Source organism: Paenibacillus sp. FSL H7-0942, from assembly GCF_045040715.1.
Lineage (GTDB): Bacteria > Bacillota > Bacilli > Paenibacillales > Paenibacillaceae > Paenibacillus > Paenibacillus amylolyticus.
Window position 1 is genome coordinate 6,249,819 of the sequence record NZ_CP150279.1, and the last position, 24,091, is coordinate 6,273,909.

20 protein-coding genes are annotated in these 24,091 nt (G+C 45.6%); 1 reads left to right on the forward strand and 19 read right to left on the reverse strand.

Annotated features, from left to right (window positions below):
• Positions 1–176: 176 nt before the first annotated feature.
• The 7 genes from argH to argC all read right to left on the reverse strand — a co-directional run bounded on the left by argH (position 177) and on the right by argC (position 9,389).
• Entirely contained in the window at positions 177–1,580 is a 1,404-nt protein-coding gene (gene argH, locus MHI48_RS27485; protein ID WP_036612430.1) for an argininosuccinate lyase, read from the reverse strand.
• Positions 1,581–1,687: 107 nt separating this feature from the next.
• Positions 1,688–2,923 (reverse strand): argininosuccinate synthase, encoded by a 1,236-nt coding sequence (locus MHI48_RS27490; RefSeq protein WP_036612433.1) that lies wholly within the window; start codon positions 2,921–2,923, stop codon positions 1,688–1,690.
• A 93-nt stretch (positions 2,924–3,016) separates the two neighbouring features.
• Positions 3,017–3,982 (reverse strand): ornithine carbamoyltransferase, encoded by a 966-nt coding sequence (gene argF / locus MHI48_RS27495; protein WP_076328755.1) that lies wholly within the window; start codon positions 3,980–3,982, stop codon positions 3,017–3,019.
• A 199-nt stretch (positions 3,983–4,181) separates the two neighbouring features.
• A complete protein-coding gene (locus MHI48_RS27500) occupies positions 4,182–5,435 on the reverse strand; it encodes an aspartate aminotransferase family protein (RefSeq protein ID WP_076328754.1) in 1,254 nt (417 codons plus the stop codon).
• 359 nt (positions 5,436–5,794) lie between these two features.
• Positions 5,795–6,634 carry an acetylglutamate kinase gene (gene argB / locus MHI48_RS27505; RefSeq protein WP_405142303.1) on the reverse strand — a complete coding sequence of 280 codons (840 nt, stop codon included), beginning with the start codon at positions 6,632–6,634 and terminating at the stop codon, positions 5,795–5,797.
• Positions 6,635–6,970: 336 nt separating this feature from the next.
• Positions 6,971–8,209, reverse strand: coding sequence for a bifunctional glutamate N-acetyltransferase/amino-acid acetyltransferase ArgJ (argJ, locus tag MHI48_RS27510; protein WP_405142305.1), 1,239 nt, complete (start codon positions 8,207–8,209; stop codon positions 6,971–6,973).
• 130 nt (positions 8,210–8,339) lie between these two features.
• Positions 8,340–9,389, reverse strand: a complete 1,050-nt coding sequence (gene argC, locus MHI48_RS27515; RefSeq protein WP_405142307.1) for an N-acetyl-gamma-glutamyl-phosphate reductase — start codon at positions 9,387–9,389, stop codon at positions 8,340–8,342.
• 330 nt (positions 9,390–9,719) lie between these two features.
• Here argC and cls point away from each other — a divergent pair, with 330 nt between their 5' ends.
• Positions 9,720–11,168 carry a cardiolipin synthase gene (gene cls, locus MHI48_RS27520; protein ID WP_341344221.1) on the forward strand — a complete coding sequence of 483 codons (1,449 nt, stop codon included), beginning with the start codon at positions 9,720–9,722 and terminating at the stop codon, positions 11,166–11,168.
• Between the two features lie 132 nt (positions 11,169–11,300).
• Here cls and MHI48_RS27525 read toward each other — a convergent pair whose 3' ends face one another.
• The 12 genes from MHI48_RS27525 to MHI48_RS27580 all read right to left on the reverse strand — a co-directional run bounded on the left by MHI48_RS27525 (position 11,301) and on the right by MHI48_RS27580 (position 24,055).
• Positions 11,301–12,209 carry a YitT family protein gene (locus tag MHI48_RS27525; RefSeq protein ID WP_076209832.1) on the reverse strand — a complete coding sequence of 303 codons (909 nt, stop codon included), beginning with the start codon at positions 12,207–12,209 and terminating at the stop codon, positions 11,301–11,303.
• Between the two features lie 132 nt (positions 12,210–12,341).
• Positions 12,342–13,455, reverse strand: a protein-coding gene (gene prfB, locus MHI48_RS27530; RefSeq protein WP_101313559.1) for a peptide chain release factor 2 whose coding sequence is annotated in 2 segments (ribosomal slippage) — positions 12,342–13,382 and positions 13,384–13,455 — 1,113 coding nt in all. Because the reading frame shifts where the segments join, the coding sequence is not laid out codon by codon here.
• A gap of 242 nt (positions 13,456–13,697) precedes the next feature.
• Entirely contained in the window at positions 13,698–16,202 is a 2,505-nt protein-coding gene (secA, locus tag MHI48_RS27535) for a preprotein translocase subunit SecA (RefSeq protein ID WP_036667733.1), read from the reverse strand.
• A gap of 786 nt (positions 16,203–16,988) precedes the next feature.
• Positions 16,989–17,552: a ribosome hibernation-promoting factor, HPF/YfiA family gene (hpf, locus tag MHI48_RS27540; RefSeq protein ID WP_017691993.1), complete on the reverse strand. Its 564-nt coding sequence runs from the start codon at positions 17,550–17,552 to the stop codon at positions 16,989–16,991.
• 421 nt (positions 17,553–17,973) lie between these two features.
• Positions 17,974–18,171 (reverse strand): cold shock domain-containing protein, encoded by a 198-nt coding sequence (locus MHI48_RS27545; RefSeq protein WP_017691992.1) that lies wholly within the window; start codon positions 18,169–18,171, stop codon positions 17,974–17,976.
• A gap of 566 nt (positions 18,172–18,737) precedes the next feature.
• Positions 18,738–19,073, reverse strand: coding sequence for a flagellar protein FliT (locus MHI48_RS27550; RefSeq protein WP_036612458.1), 336 nt, complete (start codon positions 19,071–19,073; stop codon positions 18,738–18,740).
• Positions 19,066–19,458: a flagellar export chaperone FliS gene (fliS, locus tag MHI48_RS27555; protein WP_036612461.1), complete on the reverse strand. Its 393-nt coding sequence runs from the start codon at positions 19,456–19,458 to the stop codon at positions 19,066–19,068. Before fliS ends, MHI48_RS27550 begins: the two co-directional genes overlap by 8 nt.
• 29 nt (positions 19,459–19,487) lie before the next feature.
• Positions 19,488–21,062 (reverse strand): flagellar filament capping protein FliD, encoded by a 1,575-nt coding sequence (gene fliD / locus MHI48_RS27560; protein ID WP_405142311.1) that lies wholly within the window; start codon positions 21,060–21,062, stop codon positions 19,488–19,490.
• Positions 21,063–21,078: 16 nt separating this feature from the next.
• A complete protein-coding gene (locus MHI48_RS27565) occupies positions 21,079–21,468 on the reverse strand; it encodes a flagellar protein FlaG (protein WP_036612465.1) in 390 nt (129 codons plus the stop codon).
• A 130-nt stretch (positions 21,469–21,598) separates the two neighbouring features.
• Entirely contained in the window at positions 21,599–23,236 is a 1,638-nt protein-coding gene (locus MHI48_RS27570) for a flagellin (RefSeq protein ID WP_036612468.1), read from the reverse strand.
• A gap of 144 nt (positions 23,237–23,380) precedes the next feature.
• Positions 23,381–23,626 (reverse strand): carbon storage regulator CsrA, encoded by a 246-nt coding sequence (gene csrA, locus MHI48_RS27575; RefSeq protein ID WP_036612471.1) that lies wholly within the window; start codon positions 23,624–23,626, stop codon positions 23,381–23,383.
• Positions 23,627–24,055 (reverse strand): flagellar assembly protein FliW, encoded by a 429-nt coding sequence (locus tag MHI48_RS27580; protein WP_143781459.1) that lies wholly within the window; start codon positions 24,053–24,055, stop codon positions 23,627–23,629.
• Positions 24,056–24,091 lie beyond the last annotated feature (36 nt).

A 24,091-nucleotide genomic window follows, 5' to 3' on the forward strand; every position in this document is an offset into this window, starting at 1 on the left:
AACTAAACTGGTACTCCGATAGTAGAACAACCTACCTTCCGTTCGCGGTTGAGTTCAATATATCTAGAGCACATCGCTGTACAACACAAAGAAGCAGGCCGTTGAGAACAAGTTCTCTGGCCTGCTTCTTTGTTGTACTGTTGTATCTGTAAGGGTACCTTATAGTAGCGGTGGTATTAACCGCGGTTCGTAATCCATTGCTCGGTGATCTCCAGTACCTTCTCACTGCGTCCAATCGCTTCAGCAACTTGACCCGAAGCTGTCCCGCCGTAAACATTACGAGCGTTCACTACCGCTTCCGGTTGCAACACATCATAGATCCGGTCATCAAACAGTGGTGAGAACTGACGGAATTCATCAATCGTCAGATCCAGCAAATACTTGCTGTTCTGGATGCAGTACAGCACCGTTTTACCAATCACTTCATGCGCCTGACGGAAAGGCAAGCCTTCTCCCACGAGGAAGTCGGCAATATCCGTAGCGTTGGAGAAATCCTGGTTGACCGCTTGACGCATCCGATCCTTGTTCACTGTCATTGTCGCGATCATTGGAGCAAACAGTTGCAGTGCACCCTCCAGCGTCGCTACTGTGTCAAACATACCTTCTTTGTCTTCCTGCATGTCTTTGTTGTATGCCAGTGGAAGAGATTTCAGTACCGTCAGCAAACCGATCAGGTTGCCGTACACACGTCCTGTTTTACCACGCACGAGTTCAGGAACGTCCGGGTTTTTCTTCTGTGGCATGATGCTGCTGCCTGTGCAGAATGCGTCGTCCAATTCCACAAAACCAAACTCCGTGCTGCTCCACAATACCAGCTCTTCACTCAGACGGGACAAGTGAGTCATGATCAGCGAAGCCGCCGCCAAGAACTCAACGATAAAGTCACGGTCACTTACTGCGTCCAGACTGTTCTCGTACACGCCATCAAAGCCCAGTTGTTCCGCGACAAAATGACGGTCAATCGGGAATGTTGTGCCCGCGAGCGCACCTGCGCCCAGTGGCAGGATGTTAATGCGTTTGTAGCTGTCCATCAGACGCTCCGCATCCCGTTGGAACATGGATACATACGCCATCAGGTGATGTGCGAACAGAATTGGCTGTGCCCGTTGAAGATGCGTATAACCCGGTACGATGGTATCTAGGTTATCTTTTGCTTGTCCAATCAGTGCTTCCTGCAAGGAATGCAGCATGCCTACAAATCCAACCACGCGTTCGCGCAGGTATAGGTGCATATCTGTTGCAACTTGATCGTTCCGGCTACGGCCTGTATGTAATTTACCGCCTACAGGACCAATCGTCTCGATCAGGTTTTTCTCAATATTCATGTGGATGTCTTCGTCCGATACGGAGAATTCCACTTCGCCCGCACGGATTTTGTGCAGAACGGTGATCAATCCTTCTTTGATCGTCTCTACATCTTCCGCCGGCAGAATGCCGCATTTGCCCAGCATCGTCACATGGGCCAGACTGCCCTGAATATCTTCCTCAGCCAAAGCCTTGTCAAAATTGATCGATGCCGTATATTCCTCAACCAAATGATTGGTTTGTTTTGTAAAACGTCCTCCCCACAACTTGCTCACAGTGAGTACTCCCCTTTCGCTCATGGACAAAGCCGCTCCTGCCAGATGTGCAAGAACGGCCTGCCTTGTCATTTATATTGATATAGCTCTATAGATGCAGGTTGAAATTAGTTTTTGTTTTGCTCCACGCCGGAGTTTACTTTCAAACGCAGTGCATTCAGGCGGATAAAGCCTGTTGCATCACCTTGATCGTAGGCTTGCGTTGGATCAGCTTCCATCGTTGCGATGTCCGGATTGTAGAGGCTGACAGGACTTTTCACGCCTGCGCCGATGATGTTGCCTTTGTACAGTTTCACACGAACTGTACCTGTAACGTTCTTCTGGCTTTCAGTCACCAGCGCTTGCAGCGCCAGACGTTCCGGTGCGAACCAGAAGCCGTTGTAAACGAGTGTGCTGTAACGTGTGATCAGGCTGTCACGCAGGTTCATCACTTCACGGTCCATCGTGATGGACTCCATTTTGCGATGTGCGGTGAACAAGATTGTTCCACCTGGTGTTTCGTATACGCCACGGCTCTTCATACCAACAAAACGGTTCTCAACCATATCTACACGGCCAATACCATGTTTGCCACCCAACTCGTTCAGTTGCTCCATCACTTGCAGTGGGCTCAAGCGCTCACCGTTCAGTGCAACACAGTCACCTTGTTCGAATTCCAGTTCAACATATTCCGCTTGATCTGGTGCATCTTCAGGTGCACTGCTCAGCAGGAACATGTCTTTGTTCTCGTCCACGCTTGGATCGAACCAAGGATCTTCGAGCACACCGCTCTCATAGCTGATATGCAGCAAGTTACGGTCTGTGGAGTATGGTTTAGCCGCAGAAGCGGTTACCGGAATACCATGTTTCTCAGCGTACGCGATCATCTCGGCACGTCCCGGGAATTGGTTACGGAATTCTTCCAGACGCCAAGGTGCAATTACGTTAATGTCTGGTGTCAGTGCAGCCGCGTTCAACTCAAACCGAACTTGGTCATTTCCTTTACCTGTAGCGCCGTGAGCGATGGCTGTAGCACCTTCTGCACGAGCGATGTCCACCATACGTTTAGCGATCAGTGGACGAGCAATACTTGTGCCAAGCAGGTATTGTCCTTCATAGAGGGCACCTGCCTGGAACATCGGATAGATGAAATCTTTTGCGAATTCATCGCGTAGATCGTCGATGTATACTTTGGAAGCGCCTGTTGCCAGTGCTTTTTCCTCCAAACCGTCCAATTCATCCTTTTGTCCAATATCCGCTGTGAAAGCGATAATCTCTGCATCATATGTTTCTTTCAACCATTTCAAAATTACAGATGTGTCCAACCCGCCTGAATACGCGAGTACAATTTTTTCCTTAGCCATGTTCAATGGTCCTCCCCAAGATCAGTTGCTATAAACTTTTATCTATCATCGCGAAATCTGCGCCTAAAATCAACCCATTCAATGAAATAGCAGCTATTCTCTCATTAATGCAGCCATTAATGCTTTCTGTGCATGCAAGCGATTCTCCGCCTGATCAAAGATCAGGGAGTTCGGTCCGTCAATTACACCGGCACTCACTTCTTCGCCGCGGTGTGCTGGCAGACAGTGCAAGAACATGTAGTCCGGCTTCGCGCCTTTCATCAGTTCCTCGTCCACTTGATATGCGGCAAATGCCTGCTCACGAATCTTCTGCTCTTCCTCAAAGCCCATGCTTGCCCATACATCCGTATACACGATATCTGCATCTTTGGCTGCTTCCTGTGCACTGTACGTTACAGTCACTTCAGAACCGCTCTCCTGTGCGATAATGCGCGCCTGCTCCACAACTGCACTATCCGGCTCATAACCTTCTGGCGTTGCTACAGCAACATGCATTCCCATCTTCGCTGCACCGAGCATCAGGGAGTGCGCCATGTTGTTGCCATCTCCGATGTAGGCCATTTTCAGACCTGCCAGCTTGCCTTTGTGCTCCAGCACCGTTTGGAAGTCTGCCAGTACCTGACAAGGATGCGCTGCATCGCTCAGGCCGTTAATGACTGGAACATCCGCATGCTCTGCCAGTTCAGTTACATTATGGTGTCCAAAGGTACGGATCATGATGCCGTCCAGGTAACGGGACAATACTTTGGCTGTATCATGTGTTGTTTCCCCACGACCCAGCTGGATATCATTTTTGCTCAGGAAAAGTGCGTGTCCGCCCAATTGAAACATGCCCACTTCAAAGGATACACGCGTACGTGTGGATGATTTTTCAAAAATAAGTCCGATCGTTTTACCTTTCAACGGTTGAAAAGGTACACCGCTTTTTTGCTTGCCTTTAATCTCAATCGCGAGATCAAGCAGATAACGAATCTCCTCGGCCGTGTAGTCCGTGAATTCGATAAAATCTCGGCCTCTCAGATCAATCTTCTGAATCTTTTCCGTCTGTTGTGCTGTCATGTATAATGTCCTCCTTATTTCCGGTTCCCTGCACCCGCATGGGCAGAAGAGAGAGCAACATTGACACTTTGTCTTGGTGCTTCTCAAGTTTATTCATTTCCACCTTCTGCAAGTTCACCGCGCGGCTACAGGGATTCATCATCTCGCTCTGCTTCGAGGCCGGTAATGGCCCCGAGACAGAAAGGTTCTCATTTTTATGTTAGGCTTTCGCCGCTACGTGCTCTTCGATCAATGTGGCTACCAAGGATACCGCCTCGTCGATCTCTTCTTTGCTCACATACAGGTTCGGAAGCAAACGAATCACATTTGGTCCTGCAGAGACAAACAAGATACCGCGCTTTTGCCCAGCAAGTACAATATCACCTACCGGCTCAGCACATTCTATGCCGACCAACAATCCCAAACCACGAACTTCCTTCACAAAGGAATTACCCGCCAAACGATCCCGTAGGGAGCTCATCAGGTATTCGCCCATCTCCGCTGCACGCTCTGGCAAACGATCTTCCAGCATCGTTTCAATTGTTGCGATTACAACGGATGAAGCTAGTGGTGTTCCACCAAATGTCGTCGCATGGCTACCTGGCGTGAACGCATCCCGCAGGAAACCTTTACCCAACATCGCGCCTACAGGGAAACCACTGCCGATACCTTTGGCAACGGTGAACACGTCTGGCTCAATGCCATAATGTTCGTGCGCAAACAATTTACCCGTACGTCCCATTCCCGTTTGAACTTCATCAACTATCAACAGTAACCCATGCTCGTCACACAATTTCCGTACATGTTTGACGAATTCCGGTTCGACCGGATATACACCACCCTCGGCTTGAACCATCTCCAGCATAATTGCTGCTGTGTTGGGTCCAATTGCCGCTTCAAGGGCAGGGATATCATGCAAAGGTACAGTTACAAATCCGGCTGGCAATGGTAAAAATCCTTCTTTCACCTTATCCTGTCCGGTTGCTGTCAGCGTTGCGAGTGTCCGTCCATGGAAGGACTGGGCAAATGTGATTACTTCATAGCGATCTGTACCTTTCACCTTTTGGTGATAACGACGTGCAACTTTGATAGCTGCTTCATTCGCTTCGGCACCACTGTTGCAGAAGAACACTGCATCAGCGCACGTATTGGCTGTCAGCAATGCTGCTGCCTTCTCCTGGCCTGGAATCTGGAACAGGTTGGACACATGCCACAACTCATCAATCTGAGCTTTCAGCTTGGCTCCAACTTTCTCCGGTGCATGGCCCAGGCTAGTTACAGCGAGTCCGCACATAAAATCGAGATAACGGTTGCCCTGGTCATCCCACAACCAGCTGCCTTTACCTTTGACCAGACTGATTGGATAACGCGCATACGTTTGGAAAAGCGAGCTTTCCGTCTGTGCGGCTGCACCTGTTGCTGTTGCGCCCGCTACCGCTGTGCCAGAACCTGGCTGTTCGTTGCCTTTTGCCATGACCCTATCACTCCTTATTGGTTGGTGCACGCCTAAGGTGAATAACACATAACACTAAACCTCTTCGATTGCAGTCCATCTTCCGAACGTATGCATACTTCCACTTCGATGACAGAACAACCTTCCGATCGCTGTTATCCCCGGATTTCTTTGATTAATTGTTTAAAGGTGGAAATCCGGGGATAAAGGCGCACGCTTCGCTTCTTCAGGTTATTTCTGTCCTCTCCGTTCTTGCGTCTTTTCTTCAGATTGGTCTGCACTCTTCCGTTATCGCGTTATGCCCAGATTCACAAAAAAATCGTGCACATATTTTTATATATAATATAAGGCTATTAAGACCCCAGCGCATCGAGAGCAAATTATTGCATACGGATGATTCTTGTTCCGATGATTTCTCCGCTGAGCACACGGCTCAGGATCTGAGGTTCGCTGCCGTCTACGATGACGACCTCACGTACTTGGCCATGAATACATGCAATTGCTGCACGTACTTTGGGAATCATACCGCCATAGATTTCTCCGGTCTGGATCATGTCCTCAATCTCTTGTACAGGTACGGATGGCAGTACTTTTTTCTCGCCGCCTACGTTTTTCATGATGCCTGGAACGTCGGTCACGACAATCATCCGACTCACGCCGAGATGAGACGCCACTGCACCGGCAGCTGTATCTGCATTTATGTTATAGCGTTGTCCAGTTGCATCTACACCAACTGGTGCGATAACTGGCATATAACCCATGTTCACGACGCCTTGGATAATCTCTGCGTTCACACCAATGACATCGCCTACCCAACCGATCTCTGCGTGGTTCGATACGGGCTTCGCCTGAATCAGACCTCCATCGACGCCGGACAAGCCTAGTGCACGACCGCCCACACGTTGAATCAAACGTACGATTTGTTTGTTGATACTTCCAGCGAGCACCATCTCCACTACGTCCAGCACAGGTTCAGTTGTTTTGCGCAGGCCATTAACGAATTCGGTTTCGATACCAAGCTTCGCCAAGTTATCTGAGATCGCAGGACCTCCACCATGCACGATTACCGGCTGTGTGCCCTGAGACTGCAAATCACGCAGATCCGCAAAGAAAGACTCCGGCAATGCCGCCAACGTGCTGCCTCCACATTTCATGACAAACATCTGTTTCTCTGTGCTCGCTTCCGTTGCGGTACTCTCGTTTGGCATTGTTGAATTCATGAGGGCAAGCTCCTATCATAGTAAAAATTATATTCAAAAAAATATAACACTTTTATAAGGTCACAAAGGCTGGTAGGAGTCCATTCCGAATTCGGATTGTTCTTTTGATCGCTGTTGTCTCCAGGTTTCTTGAATTATCCCTATATAGGGGAACACCCGGAGACAAAGGCGACCGCTCCGCTTCTGCAGAATCAATTCCGTCTTCTCCATTACTATCGCTATATGTCCAACACCAAACAACAAGTTTAAATTTCATTGATAATTTTTGAAACATCTCACGAAACAGCTTCACAATAGAAGACAGCTGTTTCGCAAAACCTTTACCCCAAAGGTTTATTACGTGCGGTATGCGGCGTTAATTCGGACATAGTCATACGTCAGGTCGCAGCCCCAGGCTGTTGCTGTTCCTTCGCCGTGGTGCAAATCCACCACGATGCGAACTGTATCAGTCTGCAAATAGGCCAATGCCGCTTCTTCGTCAAACACGACTGGGCGGGACTGCGCAAGTACAGAGATATCTCCCAAACGGATATCTACGGTATCCGGGTTCACCGGCTGTCCTGCACGCCCTACGGCTGCAATAATCCGTCCCCAGTTGGCGTCTGCGCCAAACATGGCGGATTTCACAAGACTCGAACCGATGACAGTTTTCGCGATTGCTTGCGCGGACTCATCACTTACTGCTCCTGTAACTTCTACCTCGACCAGTTTGGTTGCTCCTTCACCATCGCGAGCAATGGCTTTGGCCAGCACTTGGCATACATAGGTGAATCCAGCTGCAAAAGCATCCCAGTCCGGGTGCTCCATCGTCAGCTCTTCATTGCCTGCATATCCACTGGACATAGCTACCAGCATGTCGTTTGTACTCGTATCTCCATCTACGGTAATCATGTTAAATGTATGATTGGTTGCCTGGCGCAACAGGCTCTGCAACGCTTCTGCACCAATGACCGCGTCAGAGGTCATGAAAGCGAGCATTGTCGCCATATTCGGATGGATCATTCCCGAGCCTTTGGCGGCTCCCGCAATCGTAACCGTCTTACCGTTAACTATAACGGAGACGCAAGCTTCCTTTTTTACCAAATCCGTTGTCAGAATCGCTTGTGAAAATTGCTCCGCCTCATTCGACTCCTTGCCCATATGCGCTGGAAGACCAGTAATGCCTGAATGTACAGCATCCATCTTGAGCAATTCACCAATGACACCTGTGGATGCCACAGCCACGTCTTCTTCTGCCACACCCAACTCACGCGCAGCCGCCGAACGCATCGCATAAGCATCTTCTTCCCCTTGTTGCCCTGTACATGCATTGGCATTACCACTGTTAACGATAACAGCCTGAAGGCGTCCGTTGCTCAAGCTTTCGCGCGTTACTTTGAGTGGTGCCGCCTGAAACACGTTCGTTGTGTATACAGCAGCAGATGTAGCCGGTACATCACAGCGGATCGCTCCGATGTCATTACGAGATGTCTTTTTCAATCCGCAGTGAAGTCCACCAGCAGTGAATCCCCCAGGGGTTACAATTGTTCCGTTCTCAACCACGGTAAAAGTATGTTGCTCCACATTCGTTCCCATATCATATCCCCCGTATGCGTTCAGCTATATGCTGATGATCGCCTGCTTAACCTGATCCGTTCTCCCTAAGTTGACTCCGAGAAAGCACTTTACACCGAATGTTCCAGCACTCCTCCTGAATTCCAATCCCTTATGGATATACCGGTGTCATGTTCAGCCCGAGGTTCTCCTCCCATCCCATCATCAGGTTCATATTTTGAATCGCTTGCCCGGAAGCACCCTTCACCAGGTTGTCAATGACCGAAATAATCGTCAAACGCCCTGTGCGAGGATCTACCGCAAATCCGATATCACAATAGTTGGATCCGTAGACTTCTTTGGTAGAAGGCCAGATGCCCGGTTCACGTACACGTACGAAAGGTCGGTTCTCATAATATTTGCGGTACAAATCCACGATCTCCCGGTCGCTGTGTTCCCCAACGAGGTTTGCATACATCGTACTCATAATTCCACGTGTCATTGGCACCAGATGTGTTGTGAAAGTAACCGTAACAGGCGTTCCCGTTATACTGCCAAGCACTTGTTCGATCTCGGGAATATGTTGATGTTTATTCAGTTTGTAGGCTTTGAGATTCTCATTCATCTCTGCATAATGATTTGTCAGACTTGTTCCACGTCCCGCTCCGGATACGCCTGATTTGGCATCAATAATAATAGTAGAAGGATCAATCCAGCCTGCCTCTACAGCAGGGATCAGTCCAAGAAGTGTAGCCGTTGGATAACAACCTGGGTTGGATATAAAATGCTGTCCCTTCACTTCTTCGCCATACACCTCAGCCATGCCGTATACCGCTTGTTCCAGCAAATCAGCTGAAGGCGCCGGATGTTTGTACCACTCTTCGTACACTGTTCCATCCTTAAGTCTGAAATCGCCAGACAGGTCAATCACTTTAAGTCCTGCTGCCAGCAGGCTTGGTACGAGCTTAGCACTTACGCCGGACGGGGTCGCTGTGAATACCAGATCCGCACGACTCGCAATTTCAGCCGGATCTACACCGTCGAGTGGCCTGTGAATCACGCCCGTCAAATGCGGAAATCCATCTGCGATGGACTCACCACTGCTCGATGATGAGATCACCGATGTGATTTCAACCAGCGGATGGTTCTGGAAAAAACGAATCAGCTCCACCCCGCCGTAGCCGGTGGAACCGACGATTGCTACTTTTAATTTGTTATTCACTCTCGCTCCCCCAATCTCGATGTATGCGCTACTTGTGCTATGTCCTTGCCTGAAGGATACTTGAACACAGCAATTCCGTCGCTTATATGCATATTTGTGTATTATTATACGACTCTGGTTATATAAATACAACACTCTATCATCAATTTTACATGGATTTTCATCCAATCCGAACATATCTTTTTTTCTCATCCGGGACGAATAGGTATACATCTGTTAAAATACGTATTAGTAGGAAACATTACAATCAGGGTCTCATTCATAACTAACCTGCTACCAAGGACATATGAATAGATTCATGATGGTCATTATGAGACGTGGGGGACTATAGTGCATATCGAATCCATTTTACTTATTGTACTCCTTGGCCTGAATATTATTTTTGCCGCAGCAGTCGTTTTCTTCGAACGGAAGGATGCCAGCGCTTCCTGGGCTTGGCTGCTCGTCTTGAACTTTATTCCGGTGTTTGGGTTTTTACTTTATCTTTTAACCGGTCAGAACCTGACCCGATACCGGCTTTTCCAGTGGAAAGAACGTAAGAAGCTCGGGCTAGAGGAACGTATTGAAGCCCAGCTCACGCAGTTGCACGATAATCGCACACCTTTCCGCAACCAAGCAACCGAGACTAGCCAGGACATGATCTATATGAACCTGAAGCAGAACGGTGCTCTGGTGACGGAAGATAATGCGGTCGAGATCATTACGGATGGAACAGATAAATTCCAGCGGCTCTTGGATGACATCGAAGCGGCCAAGGATCACGTGCACGTACAATACTACATTTATAGAGGCGACCGTCTGGGCAAAAGAATTCGGGATGCACTTATCCGCAAAGCGCGGGAAGGCATCAAAGTTCGTTTGCTGTATGACGCGCTCGGATCGCGGCGGGTATCCAAACGCTTTTTCAAAGAATTGCGCGAAGCAGGCGGTTTGGTTGAAGTCTTTTTCCCCTCCAAATTCAGTCTGATCAACTTGCGTATGAACTACCGGAACCACCGTAAGATTGTCATCATCGATGGTAACCTGGGGTACACAGGCGGGTTTAACGTTGGAGATGAGTATCTTGGCTTGAACTCCAAATTCGGTTATTGGCGTGACACACATCTGCGTATTCAGGGGAATGCCGTTCATGCGCTGCAGACCCGTTTTCTCCTAGATTGGAATGAAGCGTCCAAGCAACACGACACACCTTATGTTCCGGCGCATTTCCCTCATATTGAGGGTACAGGAAAGATTGCCATGCAGATTGTCTCCAGTGGACCGGATGCAGAGACTGAACATATCAAGAACAGTTATCTTAAGATGATTAACGGGGCCAAACAATCGATTCTGATTCAAACGCCTTATTTTATCCCGGATGCCAGTGTATTCGAAGCTATTCGTCTCGCGTGTCTGTCCGGCATAGATGTTCGCATTATGATTCCAAATAAGCCCGACCACGCCTTTGTATATTGGGCTACGCTATCTTATATTGGTGAGTTGCTAAAAGTGGGCGCCAAAGTATTTATATATGATAATGGCTTCATTCATGCCAAAACACTTATCATTGACAGTTTGGTTGCATCCGTGGGAACCGCCAATATTGACTACCGCAGTTTCCGGTTGAACTTTGAGGTTAATGCTTTTATGTACGATGAAGCGATTGCGACAGCACTTGTACAAACCTTTGAGCACGACCTGCATGTATCGCGAGAAATGACGCTCGATGAATACCAAAAACGTAGTCTCATTATCCGCTTCAAAGAAGCCATTTCCCGTCTGCTATCTCCGATTTTGTAGCGTCAATATTTATAGTAAAAAAACAGGCACATCCTCTCCCGTCATTTCGGAGAAAGATGTACCTGTTTTTTTCTTGTCTTGAACTTCCAAACTTATGAGCATACGCGGCTCACTCATTAGTTTTCAACCCGTTCACACATGTTCTCCCCGCTTAAAACCTTCTCCAAGCACTTCGTGCGCGTTACTGATAATGACAAACGCTCCCGGGTCCACAGACCGGATCAACGCTTTGAGTCTTGGCACCTCATTTTGCCCAACGACTACCATCAGTACTGTTCGTTGATCGTCAGTGTAACCGCCTTTGGCTTCCAACTTCGTTAATCCGCGATCCAGATCATCCAGAATCACTTTGCTAATCGCTTCCGTCTGGTTGGAGATAATATACGCCACCTTGGAAAAGCCTAGGCCCATCTCAACGGCATCGATCACTTTACCGGTAACATACAACCCAATCAGCGCATAGAGAGACTGCTCCAATGACAGCACAAATGCAGCCATAATAATAACCGTAGCATCCATGATGACTACACACAATGAGTAACTCAGTCCACTGTATTTCTGTACGATTCTGGCAAGAATGCTCATGCCACCTGTTGACCCTCTACCTCTATATACAATTCCAATCCCTAAACCAACGCCAATCCCACCATACAGTGAACCAAGTAGTGGATTCGTTGTTGGAATGGCCCAATCCTTCGTCAGATAAACTAACAGTGGCAGGACAATACTGCCCAATACGGAGCGAACACCATACTGCTTACCAATAAGCAGGAAACCAGCGATCAAAAGTGGGATATTAATTGCCCATTGGGTATATGCCGGCTCCCAATTAAGCCACTCCTTGCCCAGGATCGATAACCCGGACACCCCACCCGAAGCAATCTGATTCGGTAATAAAAATAAATTAAAGGCCACGGCAATTAAAAACGAACCTAAAATGATAGATACCGTATCCACGACGTTTCTCCATGGACCATTGAGTGGAATGAGGCTAGTTATCCTCTTTTTGCGATTATTGTGAAGTTGTGATCGTTGTTGCATGTTCTCGTGCTCTCCTTTTATGTGACTGATCAGTTGTTCGCTCATTTTTTCTATCCTATAAAATTATTCAAAAAAAAGCTCCCGTATACACCAGCATACGCCTACACGTATGGGTCCATACAGGAACTTATATTAATCGGTTTCTACTTTAATCTGGCTACGCAAATAACCATCGATGAATGCATCGAGGTCGCCGTCCATTACTGCCCCTGTGTTTCCAGTCTCTACGCTTGTACGGTGATCCTTTACCATACTATAGGGATGGAACACATAGGAGCGAATCTGGCTACCCCATGAAATATCCGACTGATCTCCTCGGATTTCATCCAGCTGTTGTTTTTGCTCTTCAATTTTACGCTCATACAATTTCGAACGAAGCATCTTCATCGCCCGCTCACGGTTCTTGATCTGTGAACGTTCATTCTGACACGTTACAACTACACCTGTCGGAAGGTGGGTAATCCGCACGGCTGAGTCGGTGGTATTGATATGCTGTCCACCCGCGCCACTCGCACGGTAGGTATCAATCTTGAGATCCTCTGTTCGAATGTCCAATTCAATCGTATCATCAATCTCAGGAACCACATCACATGATACGAAGGACGTATGTCTACGGCCCGATGAGTCAAAAGGAGAGATCCGCACCAGTCGGTGTACACCCTTCTCGGCTTTCAGATAACCATAAGCATTGTGCCCCTTGATCGATAGCGTGACACTCTTGATCCCCGCCTCATCTCCTGGCAGATAATCCAGCACCTCAACCTTGAAGCCACGCTTCTCGGACCAACGTGTGTACATCCGGAGTAACATCTGTCCCCAGTCCTGTGACTCTGTACCACCTGCCCCCGGATGAAGCTCTAGAATGGCATCCATCTTATCATACGGCTGGTTCAGGAGCAGCTGAAGTTCGAACTCTGCCACCTTGCTCACGATCGCTGTGACGCTTCTACCGATCTCTGCAGCGAGGTCTTCGTCGCCTTCCTCGTCAGCCAGTTCTACCATCATCACCGCATCATCATAGTCCTGTTGGAGTTTGGTGTATTGATCCACAGATCCCTTCACCGCATTTAGCTCAGCGATTACGGATTGCGCCTTGTCACTATCATCCCAGAAATCCGGAGCAGACATCTTCACTTCGAAGTTGCCGATCATCTCTTGCTTCAGATCTAAGTCAAAGAGACCCCCTAAGGTTGGTTAGTTTCTTGCCTATTTCACGCAGGTCATGCTTCACGTTTGGATCGATCATGTGCAATTCCTCTTTTCATTAAGATAAGCTCCCCGCATCCAGGGCATTCCTCCAGATCAAGTATCCGATGCGTTACCCTGGTGTTGAGACTACTGTTGTATCAGTATATCTCTTCCCCGTGATCATGGTCATATTATTATAACTATGCACCATTAATCGGTTTTGCATCCTTCACTTCATCCTATGGAATACCCGGCTGCAAGGAGCCATTCATGTCATTCGTGTATAAATGAACCCTTCAACTACTCTTGACCGTGGCAGTGTTTGAACTTCTTACCACTACCGCATGGGCATGGATCGTTACGTCCGATTTGGTCAGAAACCTTCACTGGACGTTTCTCAGCAGGTTCACCGCTTGTCGAGATCTGACTTTCCTCAACAACCGCTTGACGCTCCTGATTGCTCTCGATCTGTGCTCTCATCACATAAGTCGCTACTTCTTCTTGAATCGAAGCGATCATTTGATGGAACATCTCGAAGCCTTCGAACTGGTACTCACGTAGTGGATCTGTACCGCCGTAGGCACGAAGGTGGATACCTTGACGCAATTGATCCATTGCATCAATATGATCCATCCACTTGCTGTCTACTGCACGGAGCACAACCACTTTCTCGAACTCACGAACCATCTCTTCGCCAATTCGCTCTTCACGTGCATTGTACTTGTTCTGAACTTTCGTGAACAGGAACTCGATGATCTCTTCTGCTTCCTTACCCCACAGATCATCTTTAGTTATGGAACCATCGTCCAGCAATTTGCTGTTCATGTAATCAGCAACTTCCTGAAGCTCCCAGTTTTCCGGGATATCGTCACTACAATGTGCTTCAACGATACGTTCAATGGAAGGCTTGATCATATCCATAACGATTTGTTTGATATTTTCGGACTCCAGTACCTCGCGGCGCTGTTTATATATAATTTCACGTTGTTGGTTCATTACATCATCATATTGGAGAACGACTTTACGCACGTCAAAGTTGTTACCTTCAACACGCTTCTGCGCTGATTCTACTGCACGGGTAATCATCCGGCTCTCGATCGGTTGGTCTTCTTCAAAACCAAGACGCTCCATCATGTTCAATACATTGTCTGCACCGAAACGTCTCATCAATTCATCACCCAGTGACAGGTAGAATTGTGTTGAACCCGGGTCACCTTGACGTCCCGCACGGCCACGTAGCTGATTATCAATCCGGCGTGATTCGTGACGCTCTGTACCGATGATATGAAGGCCGCCTACTTCAGCTACACCATCACCCAAGATAATATCTGTACCCCGTCCTGCCATGTTGGTTGCAATCGTTACTGCACCCGCTTGACCAGCTCCTGAGATGATCTCTGCTTCTTCCGCGTGGTACTTGGCGTTCAGTACCTGGTGTTTGACACCACGGCGTTTAAGCATGTCAGACAGGCGTTCAGAGTTCTCAATGGACACTGTACCTACCAGAATCGGTTGATTCTTACTGTGGCGTGCCACGATCTCTTCTACAACGGCATTGAACTTGCCATCGATGCTCTTGTACACGACATCTGCCATGTCATCCCGCTTGTTTGGGCGGTTGGTTGGAATTTGCAGTACTTCGAGACCGTAGATTTTTTTAAACTCTTCTTCCTCGGTTTTCGCTGTACCCGTCATACCCGCAAGTTTACGGTACATCCGGAAATAGTTCTGGAAGGTAATCGTAGCAAGCGTCATGCTCTCATTTTGTACTTCAATGCCTTCTTTGGCTTCAATCGCTTGGTGCAATCCATCACTGTAACGACGTCCAGACATCAGACGACCTGTGAATTCATCAACGATCATGACTTCCTCATCACTGACAACATAATCCACGTCACGACGCATGATTGCATTAGCTTTCAAGCCCTGTACAATGTGATGGTTGAGAGTTACATTGGCATGATCATACAAGTTCTCGATACCAAATGCTTTCTCTGCTTTTGCCACGCCCGCCTCAGTCAACGCTACGGATTTCACCTTAATGTCTACAGTAAAGTCTTCTTCCGGCACCAAACGTTTCACAAAACGATCTGCTGCATAGTACATATCCGTCGACTTCTGAGCTTGTCCAGAGATAATGAGTGGCGTACGCGCCTCATCGACCAAGATGGAGTCTACTTCATCAATGATACAGAAGAACAATGGACGTTGTACCATTTGCTCTTTGTAAAGCACCATGTTGTCACGCAGATAGTCAAAACCAAACTCATTGTTCGTTCCGTACGTAATATCACATGCATATGCATGTTGTTTCAACGCATGGTCCATACCGCTGAGGTTAACCCCAACCGTCATGCCCATGAACTCATAGATTTGTCCCATTTCCTGGCTATCCCGTTGTGCCAAGTAGTCATTGACCGTGACCACGTGTACACCTTTGGACATTAACGCGTTCAGATATACCGGAAGTGTTCCTACCAGCGTTTTACCTTCACCCGTTTTCATCTCGGAAATACGGCCTTCATGCAGAGCGATACCGCCCAGCATCTGTACATCGTAGTGACGTTTGCCCAGTACACGACGTGATGCCTCACGTACGGTTGCAAATGCCTCTGGAAGAAGCTCATCTGTTGTTTCTCCCTTTTCAATACGAGCACGGTATTCGTCCGTTTTACCTTTCAGTTGTTCATCAGACAACGCCTGAAATTGTGGTTCCAGTTTATTGATCACATCGACCGTCTTCATCAGACGTTTAACATCACGTTCATTCATGTCGCCGAAGATCTTTTTGACAAGTCCTAGCATGGTATACCCCTTTCGTGCAAAACAGAATAGACCCCCTGTTGCCGCCACGCGACACCATCGGATGGATGTTGCATCCACTTGCCCGGGGGTGACAAACAATATAAAAAGTAATATAGATGAATCAACTCCAGGCTTGCCAAGGGTTCCTCATGAAGCTGATTCGGTATTCAAACGGATTCGGTTATTAAAAAGTAGCCGAAGCCCGAGCCTTGCGAATCATGTTCATGGTGCTGTGCCTGTCATTGATTATGATTAGCGATCATTCGTTGACAATTCCTCATCAGGACAATGATTCTCTTTGCATAAATTGTAACAGTTTGTAAGAGCCGCCGCAACACGCCACGGCACACTTCTTTGAACTTCTGAGACATATCAAATGGAGTTTAAGTGCAAAAAATCATAGTCGTTAGCGGAAGCGTCCGATTGTCATGTTTCGTTTTGCAGGCTAGACAGCTCTGTCAACGAATTTTGATGGTAAATTTGGATGGAAATCTCATATCCAGTTCTCGAATGTAGGCGTACGAATATTTTCGTAAGCATCGGAATCTGGCAGTAAACTTTTACAGTTTGTGCTTCTTCTTACTATCTATTAGACGCAGCAGCAAAGGGAATAGTTTCACCATTTTATTTCCAACGGTGATTTCCCAGCTTCTGTACGCACAAAAGAGCCCCATCCCCTAAGGGATGGAAGCTCTTGTTAGTCTAATCCAGGAAACTACAGTCCCTGTCTTCATTATTATTAGATATTCATACGCAAATCCGATCCGATGATCCTGTAAGTTAAGATTAACCTTGTTCGATCAATCCGTACTTACCATCGTTACGTTTGTAAACAACGCTAACTTCCTCACTGTCAATGTTGGAGAATACGAAGAAATTGTGACCAACCATGTTCATTTGGAGGATGGCCTCTTCCACGTCCATTGGTTTCAACATAAAGCGTTTCGTCCGTACGACTTCAAAATCATCGTCATCCGTGTCCGCATCCAGTTCAGCTGTAGCTACAGTACCTGTTGGATCTTCAACGAAGAGTGTTTTCAGGCTGCCTTCCTGGCGGAACTTACGGTTAATTTTTGTTTTGTGTTTGCGGATCTGACGTTCCAGCTTGTCCACCACGGAGTCAATAGATGCGTACATATCGTCGCTCTCATCCTCAGCGCGGAGCACAATGCCTTTCAAAGGGATCGTCACCTCTACCGTATGCAAACCTCTCGTCGTGCTCAATGTAACAGCACCGTCAGAGTTAAGGGGTGCATCGAAATACTTCTCGAGTCTACTCAACTTTTTGTCGACATAATCCTTCAAAGCATCAGTAACCTCGATTTGTTGACCTCGAATACTTAAATTCATAGGGCACTCCTCCTTTTTCCTTTGCCACTTCATTATAACACGAATGTAAGCGCCATGTAAAAACTCCCGGTGACCGAATAATGACATCTGTTCAAGCCACATCTGCCAACGTAGGCATAACGCCATATTTCGCGATATTTCATCATATTCAGCCCTAATCGTATATTTACATGGTATGTCTTATTAGGCGCTTGATGATGTAATTAACCGTTTTTGAGCTACCTCAATCTAATATGTAAAATGAACTTCAATCTATCTCTTGAATCTATTAAATTCAATAAAATAATGTGTCTAGGATGATCCTCAAATCTCGAATCTATTAGAACAAAAAAAGACCCCGGAAAGTGCCGGAGTCTGATGCTAGCGATAATTCAATTTGGTAACCATCTAACCATATATGTAGGTCGGATTGTCCGGATGATTATAATTTGATTACGTTAGCTGCTTGCGGTCCACGCGCGCCTTCGACGATGTCGAATTCTACGGATTGACCTTCTTCCAAAGTTTTGAATCCTTCGGTTTGAATTGCGGAGAAATGTACGAATACGTCGCCGCCATCTTCAGTCTCAATGAAACCGTAACCTTTTTCTGCGTTGAACCATTTTACTTTACCTTGCATGCACTAACATTCCCTTCGTCATCAAATGAAGTGAAGCTTTCGGCCTTAACCTCTGCCCACAATTCAGATAATACCATCCAAAGTTATCCATTGTCAATTGGAAAAGTAAATGTTTTCTTGGAATTTTTTGTAGATTAATTGGGGTTTGTGTTGAAAGGTGGGATATCTTGAATATATCAGTTAATTGGCGGGTTGGTAAGTCTATTTTTGATGTATTAATGATAGAAGCTTGGATGAGAGTCTACTGTTCAGATAACGAGTGAATAACAAAATTTACGAAAGTTAAACATTTCATAATTTACTATTAAAGTTAAACATTTCATAATTTACTATTAAAGTTAATTAGTATATGAGGTTATTTTAGGACAAGCAGAAAATTGACCTGTACTAAAAAGTAGTAGATCACTAAAAACATGGCACTGTCTGCTTAAATCTATTAAATCATATTTATATGAGCAATCAAATTATTTAGTAAAACAATCTTCATTTCCATAGATAAGACGAGCTAACAGACTAAGCTTAAAATAAAACAGGGTAGATCTTAGATCTACCCTGTTTTTAATATATCATTTTCTTCTATCCATTAGCATACTATCCGACGCATAGGTAGTCTCATATACATTCCGCTGCATTTTTGCTTGATTGCGCTTATGCAACCAATCTTGAGCCTCAATCCGAAGTGTGTTCATGCGATCAAGTAAAGTTTTATCATAGGCCAAAATCCGATGAACTTCCCCTTTTTGTTTTACATCCAGAGGAAAACTCTCACTCTCTTTAATTATAGCATCAACAATATGTTGTCGATCTTCTATGAAGGTTTCCAGTTCCTCATAGGAGGTCTCCTCAATCCGTTCAATAACTACCTGAGTCATAGTAGACAAGCGTTCAATAAGATTATCCATGAGCACTTTCAGTCTGCGTAGAGGCTAGTTTAGAGGCTTGCATCCAAGTCTCACGCAAGTCAGTCAAATATCCAATGGCTTCTTCCGCTTTTTCTGGACTTTTACGAATGTTAGCTTCGATTAAAAGATAATTCGTATACTCATACAGAGCAAATAAGTTTTTGGATACATCATATGATTGGTCCAATGTAGACATAAGTTCACTAATAATAGTCTGAGCTTTACCCAGATTAAGATTTGCTTTCTCAATATCCTGGTTATTCAGGCCCTCAAGTCCAACTTTTACAAATCGGATTGCCCCATCATACAGCATAATAACCAATTGAGCTGGCGTTGAAGTCTGAACAGAAGATTGACGATATTTTTCATAAGGAGATTTAATCAATTAGGTCACCCTCTATTATAAAATTTCTCTTAGCTTGTGGTAGAGAATAGACTGGACGACTGTGAACTGAGTTTGTTCATTGCTGTTTCCATCGCAGTGAACTGTTTATAATAACGAGTCTCTGTGTTTTCCAAAATTGTAAGCATGTTGGTGATTCTATTATTGTACTCTTTGAGTTTCCTACCCATAGCACTTTCTTCTTTGTAACTGACTGTGAGATCAGCTGAGAATTTACTGGTTCCGACACGTGTAACGAGACTATCCAACGAACCTGATATTTTGTCTGCCAACTTGTCAAAAATACCATTATTCGCCTCACTACCTGTGCCCTGGAACAGATCAACTGCTTTTTGAGGATTCTCAGTCAAAGCTTTTTTCAAGACGACTTCATCCAGAACAATTTTGCCGCCTGAGTTGTAGGACCCCATTGTAATTCCCATCTCAGACAAAGCGACGACTTGCCCCGATATAATGCCTCTCATATTAGAAAGAGCTGATCTTAATAAATCATCATTCTTTAACAAACCGCTTTTTGCTTTGTCCGTCCAATTCGTGATATCCGTATCTTTCATCGCAGTCTTTTGCTCGTCTGTTAGAGGTTTAAAGTCACGATATTTGTTCTCGTCTAACTTCGTATTTAACAACGTTATTAACGAGTTATAGTCCTCTACGAAGCTCTTAATGGTTTGCAAAGCAGTTTCAGTATCACTCGATGTCTTAATTGTTACCGGGGTATCACCAGTGGTAGGATTCACTTTAGGGTCTGTCTGGTTTACCGTTGTTTTCTCGACAGTTAGCTGGATACCATTTATTGTAATCGTGTTACTTTGACTCTCATACATTCTGTCATTAACGAATATAAAAGCATTTTTGGCATCAGTGGTTTTATACTGATCAGTACTATTTTGAGGGTTGAAAAGATCAAGCAAACTATTATCATCAGTTGCCACAAGGTCTGCCTTACCATCCGTACCACTTGTTTTTGAGCTGATAATCAATTTCCCGCTTATCTCATCATACTTTGCAGTAACATTAGCATTGGTATTACCATTAATCGTAGCGACCATCGTAGCGATAGACGTAGATCCGGTGAATAACGACTTACCATTACTATCTGTAAAACTAACACCATTAATAGTAAATTTAAACTCTTCAGCGTTGAGGGCAGTCCGATCTGCCTCTGTCAATGTAGCTGGATCTGTACCATCTCTCATAATCTGCAAATCAGCCAAGGTTTTATTACTAGCTACAGGTGCAGCAAGACCGAAGGTCTCTACTGTCTTTTTGGTAGCTACTTGAGTGACACTAACTTTCATATCGATCCCATTGGCAGTAGCTGAAGCTTCTGCTTTAAGGGCATCTGTGTTACCACTCACTACAGCTTTTTGTGTATTTAAAGCTGCACTCTTGCCGTACTTATCAATGAGTTTATTCGTACGAAAGTCTACGAGTTTACTATTAATTTCTCTATAGCTGTCCCGTTTCCATTCTAGGATTTGCTTATCCTGATTTAGTTTATCCAGCGGAATTCGTTTTGCAACCATCATACTTTTAACCATGCTATCTACGTCCATACCGGAAAAGCCGTTAATACGAGTTACCATGAAACCCCTCCTATAATTATATTTTCTCGTCTACCAATATACCTGCAATCTCCATCATCTTGGCAACTAAGTCTAGCGTTTTTTCTGGTGGAATCTCACGGATAAGTTCTCCAGTATCTTTGTTCATCACTTTCACCATGATGTCATGGGTCTTCTCATGTACACTGATTTCCAATGTGGTCTCGGGGCCCTGCAAAGATTGCACTGCACGTTCAATTGTTTTAATCAAGTGTTCGTCGGCAATCGATATTTTGGCACCTTGAATTTCTTTTGTACTTAAATCTTTATAATTTTTAATAGCTGACGCTGAAGATATTGATTCACTTGCACTTTGAACAGGAGCTACTTCTGATCGGGGCTGTCCGTTAGATGCGCCGGATGCCGAGAAGGAAAACTGTACATTCATGTGCTCTATCCTCCAAGAACGCTTGATTTATTATATATATCGGTCATTGGTCATCGTTATTTTAGGGAATGCCTAGCAAAACAAAAAAAAGCCCCGGAATAATCCGGAGCTTTCGGTATTGAAGTGAATCTTAACGAAGCAATTGCAGAACGCCTTGTGGTTGTTGGTTCGCTTGAGCCAACATCGCTTGTGCAGCTTGTGCAAGGATATTATTCTTCGTTTGTTCCATCATTTCTTTAGCCATGTCTACGTCACGTACACGGGACTCAGCTGCAGTCAGGTTCTCGGAAGATGTGTTCAAGTTGTTGATTGTGTGTTCCAAACGGTTTTGAACCGCACCCAATTTAGCGCGCTCGCTGGAAACGGAGCTGATCGCTTTATCCAAAGAAGTGATGGAAGCAGAAGCACCAGCTGTTGTAGAAATATCTACGCTAGAGATTCCCAGTGCAGATGAACGCATGTCATTCACACCGAAAGTGATGCTTTGACCTTTGTTGGCACCAATTTGGAATGTCATTCCACCGTTGCCTGAAGCATCAGTTTGAGCTTGGCTCAGACCCAAATCTTTAACAAGAGATTTACCTTCAGCTTCTTTGAAAGTTACCGGTCCGTTTGCACTTGTGATAGAGAAACGTCCATCTTTCGCTTCAACAAATACAGCATCTTTGTCAATAAATCCATCTTGTCCTTTTGTAAGTCCAGCACTAGTGTTGTATGTGTCAATAGCTGCTCTAATTTTTGTTTGCATATCTGTCGCAACTACAGTTGCATCAGAGTTAGCAGTTGCTGTAGCCAAAGCTGCAGTTTGCAATTTAACTCCGCCAATTTCGAAAGAAAGGGTGTCAGCAGTAACTGCTTTAGCAAGTTGATCTTGTCCTGTGCTTGCATCCGCTGGTGCCGCAGCGTCAACAAAATTAGCAAGAACAGCAGCTCCAGAGATATCTAAACCGGATTTTTGTCCAGCAGTACCACTTTCAGCTGTCAATTTACCACCAGCTTCAAACAATTTAACGTTAGCCACATTTGTTCCATTAGCAGCATTGTGATCTGTAATTGCTTGGTTGATAACGCGTTCCATTGCTGATTTGATGTCAGATTTTTGGGAATCTGTCATATTTGTTGTGCCATAGTTGCCCTTAATTAGGGTTTTCTCGGCATCGGACAAACCTTTATCCCAATCAATTTCTACTTCAACTGTATCAACTTTAATTTTGTCTTTTACAGTTAAATCCAACCCACTACCATCAACAGCGTTAAAGTTTGTTGCACCAACAACTTTAGCAGCAGTTTGGTTCAGAACTTTAGCACCGTTAGTAGAATCAGTTCCTACCACTGCGCCATCCGTTTTCAAAGCGCCGTTCAACAATTTCTTAGTATTGAACTCCGTAGTATCACCGATACGGTCGATTTCTGATTTCAATTGGGAAACTTCGCTTTGCAATGCTTTACGATCTTCTTCAGTGTTCGTACCGTTAGCGGATTGAACGGAAAGTTCACGTACACGTTGCAGGATGGAGTGAGTTTCGCTCAATGCGCCCTCAGCTGTTTGAATCAAAGAGATACCATCTTGAGCATTTTTGGAAGCCATATCCAAACCGCGGATTTGACCGCGCATTTTTTCGGAGATTGCCAAGCCTGCAGCATCGTCACCAGCACGGTTGATACGAAGACCAGAAGACAATTTCTCGATGTTTTTGCTAGTTGCAGCAGAGTTAGTGGACAGTTGGCGGTGAGTGTTCAACGCCGTAATATTATGGTTGATAATCATTTGATATTTCCTCCCTGAAGATAAATTAGTTCCACATCCTTGTGGTAAACGCCGCGACATTAAGGTCGGCCGCCCTGCCGAAGCAGCGTCTAAATTATATATCGACGGAAGGTGAGCAACTGTTTATAGCAAATTGGAATATTTTTAATCTTTTTTGATATCTGTATTTCGCAGACGTTCCATAAAGGCTTCAATATTGGCTGCAAGAGGCGTAGCAGACTCCCGATTAGCCTCTTGAATGGATGCATATATTTCCTGTCTGAATATATCAATATGCTTGGGTGCGGAGATTCCAATACGTACTGTATCTCCCTCAACAGCGAGTACAGTCACCTCAATCTGATCCTGAATGATAATAGACTCGCCTTTTTTACGTGATAATACCAGCATTTACACTCCACCTTTCACTGATTTGGCATCTTCTTCTGCCCAGATCAGATGGCGTGTATCGTAAGAAGACTGATGGAGCACGACTTGTTTACCTAAATGTTGCTCGGGATTAAGAACTACGGGTGCAAGCAGGTTCATTGTTGATTTATTCGCCTGTGAATGAATGGTGACCATAGAATATACGGACACTTGCTCTGCAATCTCCAATTCTTCCTTATCTACCTCTCCCAATTCAAAACTATAATCCGGTACAAAAGTAAACGGACTTACCAAGAGGAACGCCAGTCCCGGCTCTCTTGTAGATTGCAAATAACTGAAAGGTGTATCTTCCCAAGGAACCAAGGCAAACTCGGTTTCCTCTTCAAATCCGGGTAAACCTTTAGGAAATTGATATACATATTCTGTTTTAACCTCTAATGATCCCCACATGCTTGTCTGAATATGAATAATAAACGCCTCCCTGGC

Coding starts and splice junctions, on each gene's coding strand:
- MHI48_RS27580 (WP_143781459.1), bottom strand. CDS start 24,055: ATGTGGGGATCATTAGAGGTTAAAACAGAATATGTATATCAATTTCCT.
- MHI48_RS27550 (WP_036612458.1), bottom strand. CDS start 19,073: ATGGATAATCTTATTGAACGCTTGTCTACTATGACTCAGGTAGTTATT.
- fliD (WP_405142311.1), bottom strand. CDS start 21,062: ATGGTAACTCGTATTAACGGCTTTTCCGGTATGGACGTAGATAGCATG.
- argF (WP_076328755.1), bottom strand. CDS start 3,982: ATGACAGCACAACAGACGGAAAAGATTCAGAAGATTGATCTGAGAGGC.
- MHI48_RS27545 (WP_017691992.1), bottom strand. CDS start 18,171: ATGCAAGGTAAAGTAAAATGGTTCAACGCAGAAAAAGGTTACGGTTTC.
- MHI48_RS27565 (WP_036612465.1), bottom strand. CDS start 21,468: ATGAATGTACAGTTTTCCTTCTCGGCATCCGGCGCATCTAACGGACAG.
- argJ (WP_405142305.1), bottom strand. CDS start 8,209: ATGGGAACGAATGTGGAGCAACATACTTTTACCGTGGTTGAGAACGGA.
- argB (WP_405142303.1), bottom strand. CDS start 6,634: ATGAATTCAACAATGCCAAACGAGAGTACCGCAACGGAAGCGAGCACA.
- MHI48_RS27500 (WP_076328754.1), bottom strand. CDS start 5,435: ATGGCAAAAGGCAACGAACAGCCAGGTTCTGGCACAGCGGTAGCGGGC.
- MHI48_RS27490 (WP_036612433.1), bottom strand. CDS start 2,923: ATGGCTAAGGAAAAAATTGTACTCGCGTATTCAGGCGGGTTGGACACA.
- MHI48_RS27570 (WP_036612468.1), bottom strand. CDS start 23,236: ATGATTATCAACCATAATATTACGGCGTTGAACACTCACCGCCAACTG.
- csrA (WP_036612471.1), bottom strand. CDS start 23,626: ATGCTGGTATTATCACGTAAAAAAGGCGAGTCTATTATCATTCAGGAT.
- secA (WP_036667733.1), bottom strand. CDS start 16,202: ATGCTAGGACTTGTCAAAAAGATCTTCGGCGACATGAATGAACGTGAT.
- hpf (WP_017691993.1), bottom strand. CDS start 17,552: ATGAATTTAAGTATTCGAGGTCAACAAATCGAGGTTACTGATGCTTTG.
- MHI48_RS27525 (WP_076209832.1), bottom strand. CDS start 12,209: ATGCAACAACGATCACAACTTCACAATAATCGCAAAAAGAGGATAACT.